We start from the raw sequence: 20987 nt of genomic DNA on the forward strand, positions 1-20987 counted from the left end.
CCGGCCTATTTGTGAGTGTCCGCGGATTGGCGCCGCGTCAGCCGATCCGGTCGATGATCAGGGGCCGCTGCATGGGCGCGGTGTCGCCGACCGTCCAGGCGCCGTCGAGTTCAGCCAGAGCACCGGGCAGCCGCTCGGGCGTTTCGGTGTACAGAGTGAACAGCGCCTCGCCCGCGGCGACCGGCTCTCCCGGCGTGCGGTGGATCCGCACGCCCGCGCCGAACTGCACCGGTTCGCCCGGCTGGGTACGGCCGGCACCCAACCGCCACGCGGCCAGCGCCACGCCCATGGCATCGAGATCGCCCATGATGCCGCCGTGCGGGGCTGTCACGGTCTCCGTGGCCGTCCCGATCGGTAGCGGGTGGGTCAGATCCCCGCCCTGGGCCGCCACCAGCGCACGGAAGCAATCCATCGCGCTGCCGTCCCGCAGGGTCTCGGCCGGGTCGGAGTCACCGATGCCGGCCGCATCGAGCATCTCCGTCGCGAGCGCCAGCGTCAGCGCGACCACGTCGGACGGCCCGCCGCCGGCCAGGACCTCCAGCGACTCGCTGACCTCCACGGAGTTGCCGACGGTCCGGCCCAGCGGGCAGTTCATGTCGGTGAGAAGGGCCCGGGTCGGCACCCCGTTGGCATTGCCGAGGTCGACCATGGTCGCCGCCAGCTCACGCGACTCGGCCTCGGTCTTGAGGAACGCGCCACGGCCGACCTTGACGTCGAGCACCAGGGACCGCGCCCCTTCTGCCAGCTTCTTGCTCATGATGGAACTGGCGATCAGCGGCAGTGAGTCGACCGTCGAGGTGATGTCGCGCAATGCGTAGATCTTCCGGTCGGCCGGCGCCAGCTCGCCTGCGGCGAAGATCGCCGCCCCGATGTCCCGAAGTTGTTGCCGGATCTGGCCTTTCGACAATTCGGCGGTGAAACCCTGGATCGCCTCGAGCTTGTCCAGCGTGCCGCCGGTATGCCCGAGCCCGCGCCCGGAGGCCTGCGGGACGCTGGCACCACAGGCCATCACAACCGGCAGCAGCGGAATGGTGATCTTGTCCCCCACCCCGCCCGTGGAGTGCTTGTCCACCAGGGCCAGTGGGCGGCTCGGCGCGGCCGCACGGCGGAGATCAGAGAAGTCGAACCGCTCCCCGGAATTGACCATGGCCGCCGTCCACCGGGCAATCTCGGCCGGCGTCATCCCCTTCAGGAAGATCGCCATCAGTAGCGCCGACATCTGTTCGTCGGCGACCCGTCCATGGGTGTAGCCGTCGATCACCCAATCGATCGCGGCGTCGGACAGAACACCGCCGTCACGCTTGGTTCGGATCACGGTAGGTGCGTCGAGATGCGACATGGCCGCCAACCTACTCGCCAGTAACCCGGAGTTGTTGGACCACTTGGCCTTACCTACGCTCCAGGTCGTCGGGCCCGAAGGCGTCGGGCAGCAGCTCGCCCAGCGGCCGCGGGCCCCGGGGATGGTCGATCAGCAACTCGGGGCCGCCGTGCTCGAGCAGCACCTGCCGACAGCGCCCGCAGGGCATCAACGCGCCCCCGTCCGGGCCCACACACGCCAGTGCGATGAGCCTTCCGCCGCCCCCGGAATGCAGGGCGCAGGCCACAGCACACTCGGCACAGAGACCTAGGCCATATGAGACATTCTCCACATTGCAGCCGGTGACGACGCGGCCGTCGTCGACGAGGGCGGCAGCCCCCACCGGGAACCCCGAATAGGGGGCGTAGGCGCGAGAGGAAGCCTCGATCGCCTTGTAACGCAACAGGTTCCAGTCGACATCAACAGTCATGCGGCCACCCCCGGCAAAGGTTCTGAATGCATTCCGAAACCCCAATTCCCGACCCGCACAGTAAGATAGGTAAGCCTAACTTTCTCGCGTTTTTGCGGTAGAACGGCTCAACCGTAATTCCTTCGCCAGTACAAATGGGTTTAGAGTCGCCCCGAGGTTTGGGGCTAATTCACAGGCAGGTCCCGAACGTCCACCGAAGACGTTGGAGGGCGAGATGAGTACTCAGACGGAGGTGCCGGCTCCGCAACCCAGGAAAACCCGTCGGCGCACCCTGTACAAGGGTGACCCGGGAATGTGGTCCTGGGTATTGCACCGTATTACCGGTGCCACGATTTTCTTCTTCCTGTTCGTACATGTCCTTGATACCGCGCTGGTCCGGGTGAGCCCGCAGGCCTACAACGAGGTCATCGAGACGTACAAGACGCCCATCGTCGGACTGATGGAGATGGGCCTGGTCGCCGCGGTGCTCTTCCACGCACTGAACGGCATCCGCGTCATCCTCATCGACTTCTGGCAGCAGGGTCCCCGCTACCAGCGGCAGATGCTCGCGGTCGCCGTCGGCGTCTTTGCCGTGGTCCTCATCGCAGCACTAGGAGTTCTCGGTATGCACATGGCGGAGCGGTTCCTGTGAGCGCGCCAGGAGCGGGCGAGTCGCGGTTGGGCCGTCCGGCGCCGGTGATGGAGCGCGAGCACGACCGGCCGGCCGCGCTGGACCACCCACGCGCACCCCGTCGCCCCCGCGGTATCCCCTACTTCGAGAAGTACGCCTGGCTGTTCATGCGGTTCTCCGGCCTGGCGCTGGTGTTCCTCGCACTTGGCCACCTGTTCATCATGCTGATGTGGCAGGACGGCGTGTACCGCATCGACTTCAACTACGTCGCACAGCGCTGGGCGTCCCCGTTCTGGCAGATCTGGGACATGGCCCTGCTGTGGCTCGCGATGATCCACGGGGCCAACGGCCTGCGCACCATCATCGGCGACTATGCCCGTAAGAACGTCACGAAGTTCTACCTGAATTCGCTGCTTCTGCTGGCGACAGGGTTCACGTTGGTTCTGGGTACCTACGTCCTGGTCACCTTCGACCCGAATATTGGGGGTTAACCAATGATTCAGGAACACCGCTACGACGTCGTCATCGTCGGCGCCGGCGGCGCCGGCATGCGCGCTGCCGTCGAGGCCGGCCCGCGCGTCCGTACCGCAGTGCTCACCAAGCTGTACCCGACCCGGTCCCACACCGGCGCGGCCCAGGGCGGCATGTGCGCCGCACTGGCCAACGTCGAAGAGGACAACTGGGAATGGCACACCTTCGACACCGTCAAGGGCGGCGATTACCTCGCTGACCAGGACGCCGTCGAGATCATGGCCAAGGAGGCCATCGACGCGGTGCTGGACCTCGAGAAGATGGGCATGCCGTTCAACCGGACGCCCGAGGGCCGCATCGACCAGCGCCGGTTCGGCGGGCACACCCGCGACCACGGCAAGGCCCCCGTGCGCCGGGCCTGCTACGCCGCCGACCGCACCGGCCACATGATCCTGCAGACGCTGTACCAAAACTGCGTCAAGCACGACGTGGAGTTCTTCAACGAGTTCTACGCCCTGGACATCGCGCTGACCGATACTCCGGCGGGCCCGGTGGCCACCGGCGTCATCGCCTACGAGCTGGCGACCGGCGACATCCACATCTTCCACGCCAAGGCGGTCGTCTTCGCCACCGGCGGTTCGGGCCGGATGTACAAGACCACCTCCAACGCCCACACGCTGACCGGTGACGGCCTGGGCATCATCTTCCGCAAGGGACTTCCCTTGGAAGACATGGAGTTTCACCAGTTCCACCCGACAGGCCTGGCCGGCCTGGGCATCCTGATCTCCGAGGCCGTGCGCGGCGAGGGCGGCCGGTTGCTCAACGGCGAGGGTGAGCGGTTCATGGAGCGCTACGCGCCGACGATCGTCGACCTTGCGCCGCGTGACATCGTCGCCCGGTCGATGGTGCTCGAGGTGCTCGAAGGCCGCGGTGCCGGACCGAACAAGGACTACGTCTACATCGACGTGCGTCACCTCGGCGAGGACGTGCTCGAGGCCAAGCTGCCCGACATCACCGAGTTCGCCCGCACCTACCTGGGTGTGGACCCGGTGACCGAACTGGTGCCGGTCTACCCGACCTGCCACTACGTCATGGGCGGCATCCCGACCACGATCCACGGCCAGGTGCTGCGCGACAACACCAACGTCATCCCCGGCCTGTACGCCGCCGGTGAATGTGCGTGTGTGTCGGTGCACGGCGCCAACCGCCTCGGCACCAACTCGCTGCTGGACATCAACGTGTTCGGCCGCCGCGCCGGTATCGCCGCCGCCGAGTACGCCGCCAACCACAACCACGTCGACCTGCCGGAGAACCCGGCCGACATGGTGGTCGGCTGGGTCGGCGACATCCTGTCCGAGCACGGCAACGAGCGCGTCGCCGACATCCGCACTGCCCTGCAGCAGTCGATGGACAACAACGCCGCGGTGTTCCGCACCGAGGAGACGCTCAAGCAGGCGCTGACCGACATCCACGCACTCAAGGAGCGCTACGCGCGAATCACGGTGCACGACAAGGGCAAGCGCTACAACAGCGACCTGCTCGAGGCGATCGAGCTGGGCTTCCTGCTGGAGCTGGCCGAGGTCACCGTGGTCGGGGCGCTCAACCGCAAGGAGTCCCGCGGCGGGCACGCGCGTGAGGATTACCCCGATCGCGACGACACCAACTACATGCGCCACACCATGGCCTACAAGGAGGGCAGCGAGCTGCTGTCCGACATCCGGCTGGACTACAAGCCCGTGGTCCAGACGCGGTACGAGCCGATGGAAAGGAAGTACTAGACCGTGAGTGCACCTGTCATCGACAAGCCCGAAGCCGGCGATCCGCCGCTGCCCCCGGTCCCCGAGGGCGCGGTCATGGTCACCCTCAAGATCGCCCGGTTCAACCCCGAGGACCCCGACGCCGCGGGCTGGCAGAGCTTCCGGGTTCCATGCCTGCCCTCGGACCGGCTGCTCAACCTGCTCCTGTACGTGAAGGGCTACCTGGACGGCACGCTGACCTTCCGGCGCTCCTGCGCCCACGGTGTGTGCGGCTCGGATGCCATGCGGATCAACGGCGTGAACCGGCTGGCCTGCAAGGTTCTCATGCGGGATCTGCTGCCCAAGAAGGCGAGCAAGCAGCTCACCATCACCATCGAGCCGATCCGCGGCCTGCCCGTGGAGAAGGACCTCGTGGTGGACATGGAGCCGTTCTTCGACGCGTACCGCGCGGTGAAGCCGTACCTGATCACCAGTGGTAACCCGCCCACCAAGGAGCGCATCCAGAGCGCCACCGACCGGGCCCGCTACGACGACACCACCAAGTGCATCCTGTGTGCGTGCTGCACCACGAGCTGCCCGGTGTACTGGAGCGAAGGGTCGTACTTCGGCCCCGCTGCGATCGTCAACGCGCACCGGTTCATCTTCGATTCGCGTGACGAGGCGGCCGCCGAGCGGCTGGACATCCTCAACGAGGTCGACGGTGTGTGGCGCTGCCGCACCACCTTCAACTGCACCGAGGCCTGCCCGCGTGGCATCCAGGTGACCCAGGCGATCCAGGAGGTCAAGCGCGCGCTGATGTTCGCGCGCTAGGCCTGTCGCCGACCCTGCTTACCGGGCGTCGATTCTGCGCTCAGATCGTGTTTTCGAGGGGAATCACGATCTGAGCGCAGCGTCGGCGCCCGTTTTGCATTCTCGCGCCCCGGCGGTCACACCCGCTGTCACACATTTCGGGGCCATCTCGTCTAACGGGTATGACCGAGACCAAGACACGAATTCCTGCTGTAACCCCCAAACAAGCCGGCCTGCTGACCCGAGCCATGTACTGGTACGCCAAGCGCCAGTTCGGTGAGGTGCCTGAGCCGTTCGCGGTGGCTGCCCACCATCCGCGTCTGCTGGTCGCCAACGGTGTCCACGAGATGCTGCTGCAGGGCGGCTCCAAGAAACTGCCCGCCACGGTTCGCGAGCTCGCGGTGTTCTGGACCGCCCGCACCGTCGGCTGCTCGTGGTGTGTGGACTTCGGCTCCATGCTGATGCGGCTGGAGAACCTCGACGTGGAACGGCTCAAGTCGATCGACGACTACGCCACCTCGCCGCTGTTCACCGATGACGAGCGCGCCGCGATCGCCTATGCGAACGCGATGACCACCGACCCGCACACCGTCACCGACGAGCAGGTGACCGATCTGCAACGCCGGTTCGGCGACGACGGCGTGATCGAGCTGACGTATCAGATCGGGGTGGAGAACATGCGGTCGCGGATGTACTCGGCGCTGGGCATCACCGAGCAGGGCTTCAACTCCGGGGATGCGTGCCGGGTGCCCTGGGCCGACGAGCGCTCGCGCGAGGAGCAGTGACTCCGGAGTAAGCGCGGGCGCTGGCTTCAGGATGCGGCCAGGTGGTAGAACACGTTACAGAAACAGCGGCCCCTGCTGCTGAAACCACCTGCTCAGCGAGGAGCGCCCATGCACTGGTACACCGGCAACACGTTCTACGACACCGTGTTGACCGCGGCCTTCGCGTTCGCCGTATTCGTGATCATCGGCGGCTTCTTCGCCCAGAGCTCCTATGGGCGTTTCTCGACGACGAAACTCGGCCTCAACCTCAACCCGAAGCTCGGCTGGTGGCTGATGGAGATTCCCGCGACCGTGGTGTTCTTGATCAGCTACCTGGCCGGGCCGCACCGATTCGAGCCGACGTCCCTGGTACTGGCGGGAATCTGGATGCTGCACTACGCCAACCGGGGCTGGTTCTTCCCGCTGGCGATCCGCCAGGTGCCGGGCAAGCGGGGCACCTTCAACGTCTCGGTGATCGTGATGGGCATGCTCGTGACCTCCATGCACGGCTACCTCAACGGGACCCTGTTCAGCCACGACTTCTTCGGGCAGTACACCACCGCCTGGTTGACCGACCCGCGATTCCTGGCGGGGTTGGTGATCTACCTGTGCGGGTTCGCGTTGCTGGTCAACTCCGAGTCGATCGTGCGAAATCTGCGGGACAAGAAGAATCCGGGTGGTGCCGAGTACCGGATCCCGTTCGGTGGCGGCTTCCGGTTCGTCACCAGCCCGGCGTATCTCGGTGAGATCATCGCCTGGTCCGGTTTCGCGCTGCTGACCTGGGCCCTGCCCGGCGTTGCGATCCTGTTGATCACCGCAGGAAATCTGATTCCCCGGGCGCTGGGCACCCACGGTTGGTACCAGGAGAAGTTCCCCGAATACCCCACCGACCGCAAGGCGTTGATCCCCTACGTCCTGTGAGCGTCACGCCTCCGCGGGCGTGATCTCGATGTAAGCCGTTGGTACCCTGGCCAGTTGGCTGCCGTAGTCGAGGCTGCGCTCGAACACCTTCATCGGCGCACTCCAGTTGGCGGCGATCACCGCCTCGGCGTGGGCGTGTTCGGCCTCGGGCAGGATGCGCGCCACGCCGGCGACGACGGGTCCGCTGGGCTTACCGCGTAGATTGCTCGCGACCACAAGGACTTTCGGGTTGTTGCGGATTCGCTTGACCTTCCCGGTCGACGGATCGGTGCGCACATAGATCTTGCCGCCGGCCACACCGTGGTTGATCGGGCTGGGCATCGCCTCACCCGAGCGCTTGAAGGTCACCAGCACGATCTGGCGGTACTTCTCGAAACCGGAGAAGTCCGATCCGGTGGGCGCGCCGATGTCGAAGGCGTCGCGATGGCGCATCTTGTCCATGCCGCGGAACATCATTCGGCTGAACGTGTGGGCCAAGGTGCCCGGTTCGTTCGGCATCACTGGCCACCTCCGTGCTCGGCACCCCCGCGAAGGGGCGATCCGGTGAACTTGTCAGGGTTGGCGATGTCCCACACCGCGCAGACCAAGCCGTCGCGAACGGTGAAGATCGTGACCCGCGGCATCATCTCGGGATACCCGTCCCCGGCGGGCGCGCCTGCCGTGTAGACCCCCAGCTGGCCGTTGACGAGGGCAAATTGACTGCCGGCCAACCAGTTCGGGCCGTACTTCGTGGACAGGCCGAGGATGAACCGGGCCACCTTGTCCGGCCCGTGGATGACACGGGCAGCGGTCGGGGCGCGACGGTTCGAATCGCCGGTGAACGTGACGTCGGGGTGCAGCAGCCGTACGACGGCATCGAGCTCCCCCGACGCCAGCGCGGCCATCAGCTCACCGGCGACCTGGTTGTGCAGGTCGTCGGGCGACGAAGCAGGCGGATTGTCGGAGACCGCGCGGCGGGCCCGCGAGGCCAGCTGGCGGGCCGAGGCATCGCTGACGCCGAGCACGCCGGCAACCTCGCTGAAGGGCAGGCCGAACCCGTCGTGCAACACGAACGCCACCCGCTGATCGGGGGTGAGCCGCTCCAGCACCACCATCGCGGCGAACCGGGCGTCCTCCCCCGCCACCACGCTGGTGAGCGGGTCGTTGGCGTCGAAACCGGTCACGACGGGCTCGGGCAGCCATTCCCCGTAATACGCTTCGCGCCGATGCGCGGCCGAGCGGAGCCGGTCCAGCCCGAGCCGGCTCACCACGGTGGTCAACCAGGCCCGTAGGTCGGCGATCTGGGTACGATTGGAGTCCCAGCGGATCCACGCGTCCTGGACGATGTCCTCGGCATCGGCGAAGGTTCCGGTGAGGCGATAGGCCACGGCAAGCAGGTGTGGCCGCAACTCCTCGAACTCGCCGACCCGAGCGCTCGCGGTCATGCCCCCCAGTTTAGGGCGCGCCCTCAGGCACCGACCATGACGTAAGTCTTACGGATCGCCTCCGTGACGAACCACGTCCCGCGCCACCCTCGAGGCAGGACCAGCAGCGTGCCCGGCCCGATGTCGGCGCGCGTTCCGTCCTCCCCGACCACGGTCCCGGCGCCCGAGATGATGTGACACACCTCGGTCGCACCCGAACGGTCTGCGGTGAACTCACCCGGGCCGCATTCCCACACCCCGGTGTCGGTCACCGCGTCGGCCCAGACACTGATCGCAGATTCCAGCTGACCGCTGACACTCGTCGGTTTCGGTTGCGGCTCGGGCAGTTCGGCCCTGGACGCGTCAACATGCAGCAGGTTCACAGTCGTCTCCATCGCGTCAGCGCCCCGTGATCTTGTTGGCCACCCGCGCCAGCCCACTGGTACCGGCCAGCCCACGGGTGGACTCGCGACGGTCAGCGGTGCGGTACAGCGCATACATCGCCTGGACCCCGAGCCACCGGAATGGCTCCGGTTCCCACTTGCGGACCCGTCGCCCCACCCAGGGCAACCGGGTGAGCGCGGTGTCACGCTTGAGGACGAGGTCGGCGAGGGTGTGCCCGGCCAGGTTGGTGGTGGTCAGGCCGCTGCCGACATACCCGCCCGCGGTGCCGAGCCCGCTGGCCTGGTCGAAGTCCACGGTGGCGGTCCAGTCGCGTGGCACTCCGAGCACGCCGCACCAGGCGTGCTCGATCGGAACATCGCGGGTAGCGGGGAACATGTCGCGAACCAGTGCGCCGAGCGCGTCGATGGTCCACTGCTGGGTGGCCCCGCGATGATCGAGCGCCGAGCCGTACCGGTACGGGATCCCGCGGCCGCCCAAGGCGATTCGATTGTCCGCCGTACGCTGGGCGTACATGTAGCCGTGCGCGTAGTCGCCGAGGAGCTCGGCCCCCTTCCAGCCGACCTCCTGCAGCACGGATTCCGGAAGCGGTTCGGTCACGACCATCGACGAGTTCATCGGCAGCCACGCGCGGCGTTGTCCCGGCATGGTCGCGGTGAAACCTTCGAGACAGCGCAGGATCACGGGGGCGCGGACATCGCCGCGGGCCGTGATGGCCCGGCCGGCCTTGATGTCGGTCACCTCGGTCTGCTCGTAGATGGCGACGCCCATGCCCTCCACCACGCGGGCCAGGCCGCCCACCAGCTTGGCCGGCTGCACGCGTGCACAGTGCGGGGTGAACAGCGCACCCATGGCGCCTTCGACCCGGATGCGGGCATTGGATTCGTCACCGGTGAGCACAACGAAGTCCTCCTCGGTCGCACCCCAGCTCCGCTCGTAGTCGAGCGACTCGCGCAGCCTGCCCATCTGGGCCTGGTTGCGTGCCACGTGCAGCACACCGTCCTTGACGATGTCGGCCTCGATACCCTCGGACTCAGTGACGCCGATGACCTCGTCCACCGCACCCCGCATGGCCCGCATGAGTTCAACGACGCCGCCGTGACCGTGCGTGGAAGCGTAGGCGTCGCGGGACCCGGCGAGTTCGGCGGACAGCCATCCACCGTTACGGCCGGACGCCCCGAAACCGGCGAACTCCTTCTCCAGCATCACGATTCGCAGGTCAGGCTGTTCCCGCTTGAGGTAATACGCTGCCCACAAGCCGGTCAGCCCGGCCCCGACGATGCAGACGTCGGCTTCGAGCGACCCCGGCAGCGGCGGTCTCGATTTCGGAAAACCCGCCGCGCGATACCAGAACGACACGCTGCCGTTCACGAAGTCATTGGCGAGACCGCTGGTCGTGCGACCGTCGGGGGACATCTTGGTTCTCCTGTACTCGTGGCTGTTGTCAGTGATGGATATGCCGGCCGACGTCACGTGTCGGCGGGCAGGATCGTGGCGACATCCGGATCGAAGGTCAACCAGACCTTCTGCCCCGCCTGGGTCGGCGTGATGCTGTCCGCACTTTCCCGGACGAGCGCTACGGTGCCGTCGGGCAGGCTGACCTCGACCTTGCGGGAGTTGCCTAGGTAGATTTCCTGAATCACGGTGCCCGGCACCGCATTGACGGCCTCGGGCTCCGCATCGCCGGTGAGGATGCGGATCCGCTCCGGACGCACCACCACGGCCACCGCGTCACCACTGGCAGCATCGCCCCGGCCGGCCACGATCCGCCGCCCATAGGCGTTCACGGCGAGCCCGTCTTCGAGCTTTCCGTAGAACAGCGACGACTCCCCGAGGAACCGGGCCACGAAGATGCTCTGCGGGCGCTCGTAAAGATCTGTGGGCGAGCCGATCTGTTCGATTCTGGCCTTGTTGAACACTGCGATGCGGTCGGACAGCACCAGGGCCTCGTCCTGGTCGTGCGTGACGTAGACGAACGTGGTGCCGAGCTCGCCGTGGATGCGCTTGATCTCCAGTTGCAGCGAATCGCGCAGTTTCTTGTCCAGCGCACCGAGCGGTTCGTCCATCAGCAGCACCCGCGGTTCGTAGACCATGGCCCGGGCGAACGCGACCCGCTGCTGCTGACCACCGGACAGTTCCTTGGGCATCCGCTTGCCGTAGCCGTCGAGGCCGACGGTCCGCAGCGCGGCAGCCACCTTCTCGCGACGCTGCGCCTTGGCCATCTTGCGTTGCCGCAGCGGATATTCGACGTTGTCGATCACCGTCATGTGCGGGAACAGCGCGTAGTGCTGGAACACCATGCCGATGTTGCGGCGGTACGGCGGCAGATCGGCGACCGGCCGACCGTCGATCAACAGCTCGCCGTCGGTGACGTCGGCGAAGCCGGCAATCATGTTGAGCGTGGTGGTCTTTCCCGAGCCGCTGGGGCCGAGAAGGGTGAGGAATTCACCCGGCCGCGCATCGAGGTCGATGGCGTTGACGACGGTCTCCGACCCGTAGGTCTTGGTCAGGCGCCGCATGGTGATCGACGCTCCGTGCGGGGTTTGGTCAGTGGACACGGTTCCTCCTGCGCGAATAGATGCCCGCGACGACGGTCAGACACGTCGTGAGGGCGAGGATGAGGGTGGCGGCCGCAGCGATGGTGGGATCGGTGTCACGGGTGACCGAGGCATACATCTTGACCGGCAATGTCTGCAGATACGGGTTCTGGATGAACAGCGACAACACCACTTCGTCGAAGCTCGTCGCGAACGCGAACAGCGCACCCGAGAGCACCCCCGGGGCCACCGAAGGCAGTGTGACGGTCCGGAAGGTGGTCCAGCGGCCGGCACCGCAGATCGCCGCGGCATCCTCCAGGCGCCGGTCGAACCCCTGCAGACTGGCCATCACCGGCACGATGACGAACGGCAGCGCCAACATGCTGTGCGCGACGACGAAGCCGAACACCGTCCCGAGCAGGTTCAGCCTCAGGAACAACGCGTACAGGCCGACCGCTACCACGATCACCGGGACCACCATGGGAGCCAACAGGAATGCGCGTATCCCCTGCCGCCCGGCCAGCGCCGTACGGCTGAGCGCCACCGCCGCGGCAGTGCCGAACAAGGTCGCGAACACCGCCACCAGGATGCCGACTTCCAGGCTCGCCTTCAGTGCCGAGATCCACGCGGGGTCCTCGAAGAACGTGTGGTACCACCGCGTCGACCATCCGGTCGGCGGGAACGCGAACGAGGGCCGGTCGGTGAAGCTCAACGGCACCACGATCAACGACGGTGCGACCAGCCATAATCCGACACCCGCGCAGAACAATCCGAGCAGAACGTTCCAGAACGTCTTCATGTGCCGTGTCATGCCGTGCGCTCCTTCCGGTTTCGGCGCAGCAGATACATCAGGGCCGCGAGGACCAGGAAGGTGACGAGCAGCAGGACCACTCCCATCGCCCCTCCCCTGCCCCAGGCCAGCAGACTGGTGACCTGCACATAGATCTGCTGACTGATCAGGGCGTCGTCGGGAGCGCCGAGCAGCGCCGGGGTGACGTAGAAGCCGAGGCTGCTGATGAACACCATCAGGCAGCCGGCTCCCACACCGGGCATCGACAGCGGAACCCAGATCCTGGCGAACGAGATCACCGGTCGCGCACCGAGACTCGACGATGCGAGCACGAGCCTGCGGTCGATACCGGACATCACCGCGTACAGCGGCAGCACCATGAACGGCAGCAGGATCTGACTCATGCCGATGACCACACCCAGGTTGGTGCGCAGCAACGGCACACCGCCCAGCCCGACGAAGGACAGCAGGGTCTGTATCGGTCCGCCGTCCTCCAGCAGGATCAGCCAGGCGAAGGTGCGCACCATCAAACTGGTCCAGAACGGCACCAGCACGATCAGTGTCAGCGCGATACGCACCGCCGGTCCGAACGCGACCATGGCATACGCGTACGGGTAGCCGAGAATCAGGCAGATCGCCGTGACCTCCAGGCCCGTGGTGAACGTGCGCAACAGAACACTGCGTTGTACGGAATCGCCCAGGTACCAGGCGAAGTTGCCGAAGCCGAGTTCTGGATCGCTGAAGGCCTGCCAGAACATGATGACCAGAGGCAGTCCGAACACCCCGACCACGAGCAGGATCGACGGCAGCAACAACCCGACGTCGCCCCATCTCCGACCCGAAGGCGGGGCGGCTGTCTGGGTCTTGGGTGGCGCTCCGCCCGCCAGAACATCGACCATCGACATGCGACGAAAACCCTTCCTAGCCCGCGAGCCAGGCCGTGTACTTGGACGCGATCTCTTCCTGGTGTTCGGCCCAGTACGCGAGATCAAGTGGGAACCGGTCCTTTTCCCGCTCCGGCGTGGTGGTCAGATACGACCGGGCGAGATCGTCGAGCTGCGGCTTGGCGTCGACGTTGATCGGGCTGTAAGACGTGAGCTCGGCAAGCTTGGCCTGCTGCTGCGCACCGAGGTAGAAGTTGATGAACGCCATGGAGGCCTTGGGGTTCCGGGCGCCGACGGGCACGGCGATCGTGTCAGCCTCGGGCATCCACTGGTCCCACATCGGGGCGAACGGCGCCCCGTTCTTGACGGCCGAATACGCCCGGCCGCTCCATACCAGCGCCATGTCGACCTGGCCGGATTCGATGAGCTGCTGGGACTGCGCGCCCGTGGTCCAGAAGATCGTGTCCTTGCGGATGCTGTTCATCTTGTTCAACGCCCGGTCCAGGTCGATCGGGTAAACCGCGTCGCGCGCCACGCCGTCGGCGAGCAGTGCACCTTCGAGAACACCCGGGTCGAGCTCACCGGGCACGCCCTCGATGGCCCGCTTACCCGGGAACTTCGCAGTGTCGTAGAAATCGGCCCAGGTCTTCGGCGGGTTGGCACCGTACTTCTCGGTGTTGTAAACCACGATCAGGCCGTAACCCATTGCGGGGACCGAACAATCGTCGGTCTTGGTGCCCGCAGGCAGCTTGCTGATGTCCACGATGCTGGTATCGAGCGGCATGAACAGGGTGCCGCAGTTCTTGGCGGTGAAGACGTTGGTGCTGTCGACCACGTCCCAAGTCACGTTCTTGGAGTCGACCTGGGCCTTGATCTTCGAGTTCTCGGTGGGACCGTCCTGCAACACTTTTGCCCCGGACTGCGCCGCGAACGGTTCGATCGCGGCTTTCGCCTGACCGTCCTGGAAGATGCCGCCGTAGGAGACGAATGTCATCGTGGTCCCTTTGAGAGCACCCTCTTTGACCGTGCCCGCTTGCGGCGGTCCGCTGCCCAGATCCACATCGGCGGCCTGGCCGGGACCTGCCGGCGTACATGCGGTTGCCAGGAGAACGCCTGCGGCGATCAAGGCGGGCACACTGCGGGCGACAGGTGAGGTGTTCATTTGCGGATCTCCTTTGATCTGGGCGGAAAGGTGTTCGCGGATGCGGGCATCCGCAGCGGGTGAGCGGCCCGTCAGGTCGGCCAGTCAGTCGGGGGGCTGACGATCCAGATGAGTTCGACCGGCGCGTCGCTCAAGTTGTGGACGGTGTGCGGCATGGATGTCCGGTACTCCGCGCTGTCGCCCGGTTCGAGCAGATAGCGCTCGCCGTCGAGCTCAAGGGTCGGAGTGCCGGCGATGACGATGAGGATCTCCTGCGCGTCACCGTGCACATATGCCTCGCCCGCACTCGAACCGGGCGACAGTTCCCCCGCGTACACTTCGAGGTTTCGCAGCGGCTTCTGCGACAACAGGTACTTCGAGCTCAGCTCCGACACCTCGATGGTGGGGCGAGCCGCCTTCCGGAGAATGCGGACGTCGCTGACCTCGTCGTCGGTGAACAGGTCGGGCAGGACAATGCCCAGTGACTGCGCCAACCGGCGCAACGTTCCGACACTGGCGTTGACCTGGCCGCGTTCGACCTGGCTGAGGAAGCCCGGGGAGATACCGGCCCTGTCGGCCAACTGCCGAAGAGACATCTTCCGCGCGGCGCGGAACTGCCGGATCCGGGCACCGACCACGGTGTCTGCCGTCGTCCCAGCGGGGTCCGGCTCGACAGTCGCACTCATATCGAAACATCCGTTCGTCTCATCAGAGCAGGAGGATTGTTTTCAACGAACACTTTGTTCGCTCAGGCCGAACCCTATGTCTGCTTTGATTGCGCACGCAAGGGCTGGATCACATTCCCCACACTTTGTGGGATAGGACACAGTGGCTCGTTATCGGCTGCCGTCAGCAGAAATGCCGTCGATTAGCACGGCGGAAACCGCCATCGGCGACTGATTTCGTAGACCCGTCGGACGCCTTCTAGTGCCTACCGAGCACATGCGGGCCGGTGCGCGCGGGCACGCCCTGGGCGAAGCGCGCCAACGACCATGCGGCTACATCAGCGTCCGGCATGCGCCCCTCGGCCAGATCGGCGAGCACCTCACCCATCAGCGCGGAGTACTTGAAGCCCTCCCCCGAGTCTCCGCAGGCGATGACGATCCCTCCGGCGAGCCGATCGACGACGAAGGTGCCGTCGGGAGAGTCGGTCCAACTGCACACCTGGGCGTCGAGCACCGTCGGATTCACCGAGGACATATCGGCGCGCACCCGGTCACGCAGGACAGCGGTCCGCCCGGCATCGGGCGTCCGGTCGATGTCGCCGGCCCGGTAGTCCCGCAATGGCTTGTCCAGACCGATCTTGTAGCCCGCGCCCGGCGAGGGCATGGCGTAGATGCCGGGGCGGTCATCACCCGGCCCGTCGAACAGGCACGGAAAGTCGTCGGTGGCAGCAGGATCGGCCGGATCGCCGAAGTAGACCACCTGTTCCAGATATGGGTGCAGCGACAGCTCGAGGCCGAGCGGTGACAACAGCGGCCCAGCCCCCGGCCCGGCGGCGATCACCGCGACGTCGGCGTCGATGGCATCCCCGTCGTCCAGTACCACCCGGACACCGTTGGCGGCCTTCTCCACAGCGGCCACATCCCGTTCGAGAACCGTTGCGCCGGAAGCGCTCCGGAAAAGCTTCAGCTGAGCCTTGAGCGATTCCACAGCCAGGACGACACCCGCCACCGGCTGCCACAGCGCGTCACGTCCGTCGCCGCGCAGACCGGGGAAGAACCGGTCCACATCGCCTGGGGCCACGCTCGTGTACGACACCCCGAGAGCGTCCAGCGTCGACTGCACGGCAGGCAGTGACTGGTCGTCACGCCACAGCAGGCCACGGGTGAGGAACACCGGGGTGCCGGCTCGTTCGGCGAGGCGGTGCATCGCGTCAACCCCACGCTGCGCCAACCGCACCCGGAGCGGGTCGGGATCGGCCAGCCGCCACAACCGGGTCGATCCCCCGGATGACGACAGCGTGTTGAGCGGGCCGTAGCGGTCGATCAGCGTCACCCGGTGCCCGCGGCGGGCGAGTTCGCCCGCGGCGGGCAGACCCCAGGCACCCGCGCCGATCACCACGCACTTCATGGCCACGGCAGCATTCCCTCCGGATCGGTCAGCGCTTGTTGAAAACCGTTCGGTGCCATTCTTTTTCGGCGACCCCGGTGATATCGCTCATCACATGCTTGATGGTGAGGTACTCCTCGAACGAGTAGTCGCTCATGTCCTTGCCGAAGCCCGACGCGCCGACGCCACCATGCGGCATCTCGCTGATGATCGGGATGTGGTCGTTGACCCACACGCATCCCGCGTTGATCTCGCGTGAAGCCCGCTGCGCGCGGTACACGTCGCGGGTCCAGGCCGAGGCCGCCAGACCATAGACGGTGTCGTTGGCCTGCCGGATCGCGTCGTCGTCATCGGTGAACGGGCGCACGGTGAGCACCGGTCCGAAGATCTCGTCGCGATAGACCTCGGAGGTCTCGGCGACGTCGGCGATCAGGGTGGGCCGGTAGAACGCACCGGGCAGATCGGGTGCCTCGCCGCCGGTGACGACGCGGCCGCCCTGCTCGGGTGCGCGCGCCACCATCTGCGCGACCTTGTCGCGGTGGGCGAACGAGATGAGCGGGCCCAGGTCGGTGTCGGGATCGTGCGGATCTCCGACCACCATCTTGCTCATCACCTCGGCGACGCCGGCGACGAAGTCGTCGTACAGGTCCCGGGCGACGATGGCCCGGGTCGCAGCGGTGCAGTCCTGGCCCGTGTTGATCAGCGAACCGGCCACCGCGCCCTGGATCGCGGCGTCCAGATCGGCGTCGTCGAACACCACGAACGGCGCCTTGCCACCCAGCTCAAGCTGGGTGCGGTGGCCGTGGACGGCGGCGGCCGCCATCACCTTGCGGCCGACAGCGGTCGAGCCGGTGAAGGTGACGACGTCCACGTCGCGGTGCCCGGCGAGGGCGGTACCCACGTCCGCGCCACCACCGGTGACCACGTTCAACACTCCGTCGGGCAGCCCGGCCTCGGTGGCCAGCCGCGCCAGAGTGAGGGTGGTCAGCGGGGTGATCTCGGCAGGCTTGATGACGACGGAACAGCCGGCCGCCAGCGCGGGGATGACCTTCCACACCGCCATCTGCAGCGGGTAGTTCCACGGGGTGATGGTGGCGACGACGCCGACGGCTTCGCGCCGGATGCTGGAGGTGTGGTCACCGGAGTACTCCGCCGTGGCCTTGCCCTCCAGGTGGCGGGCCGCGCCGGCGAAGTAGTCGATGTTGTCGATGCTGCCGGGCACGTCGAACTCGGTGGCCAGGCGCACCGGCTTACCGGTCTGGCTGACCTCCTCGGCAATCAGCTGATCAGCATGTTCGTCGGCGAGCTTGGCCAGCTTGGCCAGCACGGCGGACCGCTCGGCGGGTGTCGCCTTGGACCACGCCGGGAACGCCTGGCGGGCAGCGGCGACGGCGTTGTCGACGTCGGCAGGAGTGGCCAGTGCGTAGTCGGCAACGGCCTGCCCGGTGGCCGGGTCGATGATCCGGTGGGTCGGCCCGGACGTCGCCACCGACGCGCCATTGATCCAGCTGCTTGTCACATTCACTGCCACGCTCATGGGGCCCCACGGTAACCGATAGCAGATTTGATCTCTACGCAATCCCGCGTTCGGCCCGGTTCAAACGAGGGATTTCATCGATTCGATTGCCACAAACGACGGATTCCGTGCACAATCAGAGTCATGAGCAACCCTGAGGGTGACGACCTTCAGCCCGTCCAGCTGCGGGTGAACAACAATTCTCGCACCGCCTTTCAACTCGACGACCTGTCGAAGGCGATCATCGAGAAGCTGCAGGCCGACGGCCGCCGTTCGTATGCCGGGATCGGTAAGGCCGTGGGCCTGTCCGAAGCCGCGGTGCGCCAACGCGTGCAACGCATGGTCGACGCGGGCGTCATGCAGATCGTCGCGGTCACCGATCCGCTGCAACTCGGGTTCGCACGCCAGGCGATGATCGGCATCCGGTGCACCGGCGACACCCTCAAGCTGGCCGAGAAACTGTCCGCCATCGACGCCGTCGACTACGTGGTACTGACCGCCGGATCCTTCGACGCCATCTGCGAAGTGGTCTGCGAAGACGACGACAGCCTGCTCGAACTTCTCAACACCCAGATCCGCTCGCTGCCGGGAGTGATAACCACCGAAACCCTTGTTTACCTGAAACTCGTCAAACAGCAATACAATTGGGGAACGCGATGACTATCGCAGAACACGCACCAACCACCTCCACCACAGATCTGGCCGCCAAGGCCAACCGCCATCTGTGGGGACACTTCGCCCGACACGGCGAAGGCATCACACCGCCAATCATCACCCGCGGCGAGGGTGTCCGGATCTTCGACGACAAGGGCAAGAGCTACATCGACGGCCTGTCCGGCCTTTTCGTCGTCCAGGTCGGCCACGGCCGCAAGGAACTTGCCGAGGCCGCCGCCAAGCAAGCCGAGAAACTGTCCTTCTTCCCGCTGTGGTCCTACGCCACGCCGCCGGCCATCGAACTGGCCGAACGCGTCGCCAACTACGCCCCCGGCGACCTGAACCGGGTCTTCTTCACCACCGGAGGCGGCGAAGCCGTCGAGAGCGCCTGGAAACTGGCCAAGCAGTACTTCAAGCTGACCGGAAAACCCGGCAAGCACAAGGTGGTTTCGCGTGCGATCGCGTACCACGGCACCCCGCAGGGCGCGCTGGCGATCACCGGCATCCCGGCGTTCAAGGCGCCGTTCGAGCCGCTGACCCCCGGCGGCTTCCGCGCACCGAACACCAACTTCTACCGGGCACCTGCCGAATATGCGCACGACGAAAAGGCTTTCGGTCGCTACTGCGCCGACCGGATCGCCGAGGCCATCGAGTTCGAGGGCCCCGAGACCGTGGCCGCGGTGTTCCTCGAGCCGGTGCAGAACGCGGGCGGTTGCTTCCCTCCCCCGCCCGGCTACTTCGAGCGGGTGCGCGAGATCTGCGATCAGTACGACGTGCTGCTGGTGTCCGACGAGGTGATCTGCGCTTACGGTCGCATCGGGTCGATGTTCGCCTGCGACGACCTGGGCTACGTGCCCGACATCATCACCAGCGCCAAGGGCCTGACCTCGGGCTATTCACCGCTGGGTGCGATGGTGGCCAGTGACCGCCTCTTCGAACCGTTCAACGACGGCAAGACCGTCTTCGGCCACGGCTATACCTTTGGCGGGCACCCGGTTTCAGCCGCGGTCGCCATGGCCAACCTCGACATCTTCGAGCGCGAGGGCATCAACGACCACGTCAAGCAAGCCGCCCCGGCGTTCCGGGCCACCCTGGAGAAGCTCTACGACCTGCCGATCGTGGGCGACGTCCGCGGCGAGGGCTTCTTCTACGGCATCGAACTCGTCAAGGACAAAGCCACCAAGGAGACGTTCAACGACGAGGAGTCCGAGCGCCTGCTGCGCGGGTTCCTGACCCCGGCACTCTGGGAAGCCGGACTGTACTGCCGCGCCGACGACCGTGGCGACCCAGTGATCCAACTGGCCCCGCCGCTGATCAGCGGGCAGGCCGAGTTCGACGCGATCTACGAGATCCTGCACGGCGTGCTGACCGAGGCCGGAAAGCTGTTGTAACTCGGCTTCTTTTGCGCGAAACGGCATTCCAGCAGAACAAGTTCGAGTAACTCCCTGCCGGAATGCCGTTTCGGCGGCAGACTGGCAGCGTGCCTCGCAAGCCAGCCATCGACCCGGTCCGTTGGACACCGCCACCGATCGCCCCGCTGCCCGAATACGGGCCGGCCGAACTGACCATCGTGCCGGTGCCCGGAGACGGACCTGAGGATGTCGTGGTCGACGCCTCCGGACACCTGTGGACCGGGTTGGTCGACGGACGGATCGTGCGCGTCTCGCCCGACGGTGACGCGGTCGTCGTCGCCGAGACCGGCGGACGCCCACTGGGCCTGCACGTCGCCCGCGACGGCCGCGTGTTGATCTGCGACAGTCACCGGGGGCTGCTGGCTCTGGATCCTTCCACCGGAGTGTTGTCGACGCTCGTGGAGTCCGTGGGCGGCCGGCCCCTGAAATTCTGCTCGAATGTGACCGAGACTGCGGACGGCACAATCTATTTCACCGAGTCGACCAGTCAGTTCCATTTCGAGCATTTCGCCGGCGCCATCATGGAAGCCCGTGGTCGCGGCAGCCTGTTCCGGCTGAGCACCGACGGCTCCGTCACCACCTTGGTGGACGGTCTGTACTTCGCCAACGGCGTGACCACCACCGCCGACGAATCGGCGTTGGTGTTCGCCGAAACTCAGGGCCGGCGGCTGTCGAAGTACTGGCTGAACGGGCCGCGGGCCGGGACCGTGACGCTGCTGGCAGCGCACCTACCCGGCTATCCGGACAACATCTCCACCGGCGCCGATGGCCGGATCTGGGTTGCGATGGTGTCCCCGCCCAATGCTGCGGCGGAAGCGCTCGCGCCGCGTGCGCCGATGATCCGAAAACTACTGTGGCAGTTACCTGACCGAATCCAACCCAAGATCCGCCCGCAAGTGTGGGCACTGGCCTTCGACGCCGACTCCGGCGAGGTGCTCGCCGGGCTGCGCACCACCCGGCCAGATTTCGGTACGGTCACCGGGCTCGTCGAATCCGCAGGCAGGCTGTGGATGTCCACCATCGCCTTCCCGGCGCTCGCCTACGCCGAGCTTCGCGATCTGGGGTGAGCACCGGGCGCCCGTCGCCGAGATTCCACT

The 20987-nt window shown here is 66.3% G+C and carries 22 protein-coding genes; 9 read left to right on the forward strand and 13 right to left on the reverse strand.

All coding sequences use genetic code 11. From position 1 onward, the window contains the following. Positions 1 to 37: 37 nt before the first annotated feature. Together AB0876_RS17175 and AB0876_RS17180 are read right to left on the reverse strand one after the other, a co-directional pair. The gene (locus tag AB0876_RS17175) at positions 38 to 1339 is read right to left on the reverse strand and encodes a thymidine phosphorylase (protein ID WP_491838103.1); all 1302 of its coding nucleotides are present in this window, start codon (positions 1337 to 1339) and stop codon (positions 38 to 40) included. 49 nt (positions 1340 to 1388) lie between these two features. After that, complete coding sequence (locus AB0876_RS17180; protein ID WP_491838102.1) at positions 1389 to 1787, reverse strand: cytidine deaminase; 399 nt, start codon at positions 1785 to 1787, stop codon at positions 1389 to 1391. A 214-nt stretch (positions 1788 to 2001) separates the two neighbouring features. Here AB0876_RS17180 and sdhC point away from each other — a divergent pair, with 214 nt between their 5' ends. The 6 genes from sdhC (at position 2002) to AB0876_RS17210 (ending at position 7099) form a co-directional block, all read left to right on the forward strand. Further along, positions 2002 to 2418, forward strand: a complete 417-nt coding sequence (gene sdhC / locus AB0876_RS17185; protein ID WP_082448777.1) for a succinate dehydrogenase, cytochrome b556 subunit — start codon at positions 2002 to 2004, stop codon at positions 2416 to 2418. A 47-nt stretch (positions 2419 to 2465) separates the two neighbouring features. Further along, positions 2466 to 2888 carry a succinate dehydrogenase hydrophobic membrane anchor subunit gene (locus tag AB0876_RS17190; RefSeq protein WP_003882378.1) on the forward strand — a complete coding sequence of 141 codons (423 nt, stop codon included), beginning with the start codon at positions 2466 to 2468 and terminating at the stop codon, positions 2886 to 2888. 3 nt (positions 2889 to 2891) lie between these two features. Beyond that, positions 2892 to 4646, forward strand: a complete 1755-nt coding sequence (gene sdhA, locus AB0876_RS17195; protein ID WP_491838101.1) for a succinate dehydrogenase flavoprotein subunit — start codon at positions 2892 to 2894, stop codon at positions 4644 to 4646. A 3-nt stretch (positions 4647 to 4649) separates the two neighbouring features. After that, positions 4650 to 5435: a succinate dehydrogenase iron-sulfur subunit gene (locus AB0876_RS17200; protein ID WP_064879385.1), complete on the forward strand. Its 786-nt coding sequence runs from the start codon at positions 4650 to 4652 to the stop codon at positions 5433 to 5435. A 161-nt stretch (positions 5436 to 5596) separates the two neighbouring features. Beyond that, positions 5597 to 6199 carry a carboxymuconolactone decarboxylase family protein gene (locus AB0876_RS17205; protein WP_491838100.1) on the forward strand — a complete coding sequence of 201 codons (603 nt, stop codon included), beginning with the start codon at positions 5597 to 5599 and terminating at the stop codon, positions 6197 to 6199. Positions 6200 to 6307: 108 nt separating this feature from the next. After that, positions 6308 to 7099 (forward strand): phosphatidylethanolamine N-methyltransferase family domain-containing protein, encoded by a 792-nt coding sequence (locus AB0876_RS17210; protein WP_526042455.1) that lies wholly within the window; start codon positions 6308 to 6310, stop codon positions 7097 to 7099. 3 nt (positions 7100 to 7102) lie between these two features. Here AB0876_RS17210 and AB0876_RS17215 read toward each other — a convergent pair whose 3' ends face one another. The 11 genes from AB0876_RS17215 to AB0876_RS17265 all read right to left on the reverse strand — a co-directional run bounded on the left by AB0876_RS17215 (position 7103) and on the right by AB0876_RS17265 (position 17845). Continuing rightward, positions 7103 to 7597: a PPOX class F420-dependent oxidoreductase gene (locus AB0876_RS17215; protein WP_526042456.1), complete on the reverse strand. Its 495-nt coding sequence runs from the start codon at positions 7595 to 7597 to the stop codon at positions 7103 to 7105. Next, positions 7597 to 8523: an RNA polymerase sigma factor SigJ gene (sigJ, locus tag AB0876_RS17220; protein WP_526042457.1), complete on the reverse strand. Its 927-nt coding sequence runs from the start codon at positions 8521 to 8523 to the stop codon at positions 7597 to 7599. The genes AB0876_RS17215 and sigJ overlap by 1 nt, the downstream gene beginning before the upstream one ends. A gap of 23 nt (positions 8524 to 8546) precedes the next feature. Further along, on the reverse strand, positions 8547 to 8885 hold the full coding sequence (locus AB0876_RS17225) for a cupin domain-containing protein (protein WP_526042458.1): 339 nt from the start codon (positions 8883 to 8885) through the stop codon (positions 8547 to 8549). Positions 8886 to 8901: 16 nt separating this feature from the next. Next, complete coding sequence (locus AB0876_RS17230; RefSeq protein ID WP_491838095.1) at positions 8902 to 10320, reverse strand: NAD(P)/FAD-dependent oxidoreductase; 1419 nt, start codon at positions 10318 to 10320, stop codon at positions 8902 to 8904. Positions 10321 to 10373: 53 nt separating this feature from the next. Continuing rightward, on the reverse strand, positions 10374 to 11462 hold the full coding sequence (locus tag AB0876_RS17235; protein WP_491838094.1) for an ABC transporter ATP-binding protein: 1089 nt from the start codon (positions 11460 to 11462) through the stop codon (positions 10374 to 10376). Continuing rightward, the gene (locus AB0876_RS17240; RefSeq protein ID WP_526042459.1) at positions 11452 to 12252 is read right to left on the reverse strand and encodes an ABC transporter permease; all 801 of its coding nucleotides are present in this window, start codon (positions 12250 to 12252) and stop codon (positions 11452 to 11454) included. The genes AB0876_RS17235 and AB0876_RS17240 overlap by 11 nt, the downstream gene beginning before the upstream one ends. Further along, positions 12249 to 13136 (reverse strand): ABC transporter permease, encoded by an 888-nt coding sequence (locus AB0876_RS17245; protein ID WP_526042460.1) that lies wholly within the window; start codon positions 13134 to 13136, stop codon positions 12249 to 12251. The genes AB0876_RS17240 and AB0876_RS17245 overlap by 4 nt, the downstream gene beginning before the upstream one ends. A 16-nt stretch (positions 13137 to 13152) precedes the next feature. After that, positions 13153 to 14277, reverse strand: a complete 1125-nt coding sequence (locus AB0876_RS17250) for an ABC transporter substrate-binding protein (protein ID WP_135360872.1) — start codon at positions 14275 to 14277, stop codon at positions 13153 to 13155. 71 nt (positions 14278 to 14348) lie between these two features. Then, the gene (gene relB / locus AB0876_RS17255; RefSeq protein ID WP_003882365.1) at positions 14349 to 14942 is read right to left on the reverse strand and encodes a type II toxin-antitoxin system RelB family anti-toxin; all 594 of its coding nucleotides are present in this window, start codon (positions 14940 to 14942) and stop codon (positions 14349 to 14351) included. 238 nt (positions 14943 to 15180) lie between these two features. Further along, on the reverse strand, positions 15181 to 16329 hold the full coding sequence (locus AB0876_RS17260) for an FAD-dependent oxidoreductase (protein WP_526042764.1): 1149 nt from the start codon (positions 16327 to 16329) through the stop codon (positions 15181 to 15183). 28 nt (positions 16330 to 16357) lie between these two features. After that, complete coding sequence (locus AB0876_RS17265) at positions 16358 to 17845, reverse strand: aminobutyraldehyde dehydrogenase (RefSeq protein ID WP_526042461.1); 1488 nt, start codon at positions 17843 to 17845, stop codon at positions 16358 to 16360. Between the two features lie 123 nt (positions 17846 to 17968). Between AB0876_RS17265 and AB0876_RS17270 the strand changes: the two genes are divergently transcribed. From AB0876_RS17270 to AB0876_RS17280, 3 genes are all read left to right on the forward strand, one after another. Next, positions 17969 to 18484, forward strand: a complete 516-nt coding sequence (locus AB0876_RS17270) for an Lrp/AsnC family transcriptional regulator (protein WP_463793300.1) — start codon at positions 17969 to 17971, stop codon at positions 18482 to 18484. Continuing rightward, positions 18481 to 19869, forward strand: a complete 1389-nt coding sequence (locus tag AB0876_RS17275) for an aspartate aminotransferase family protein (protein ID WP_064936410.1) — start codon at positions 18481 to 18483, stop codon at positions 19867 to 19869. Before AB0876_RS17270 ends, AB0876_RS17275 begins: the two co-directional genes overlap by 4 nt. Positions 19870 to 19931: 62 nt before the next feature. After that, positions 19932 to 20957, forward strand: coding sequence for an SMP-30/gluconolactonase/LRE family protein (locus AB0876_RS17280; protein WP_526042462.1), 1026 nt, complete (start codon positions 19932 to 19934; stop codon positions 20955 to 20957). Positions 20958 to 20987: the final 30 nt, after the last annotated feature.

Source organism: Mycobacterium sp. NPDC049093 (genome assembly GCF_040704635.1).
Lineage (GTDB): Bacteria > Actinomycetota > Actinomycetes > Mycobacteriales > Mycobacteriaceae > Mycobacterium.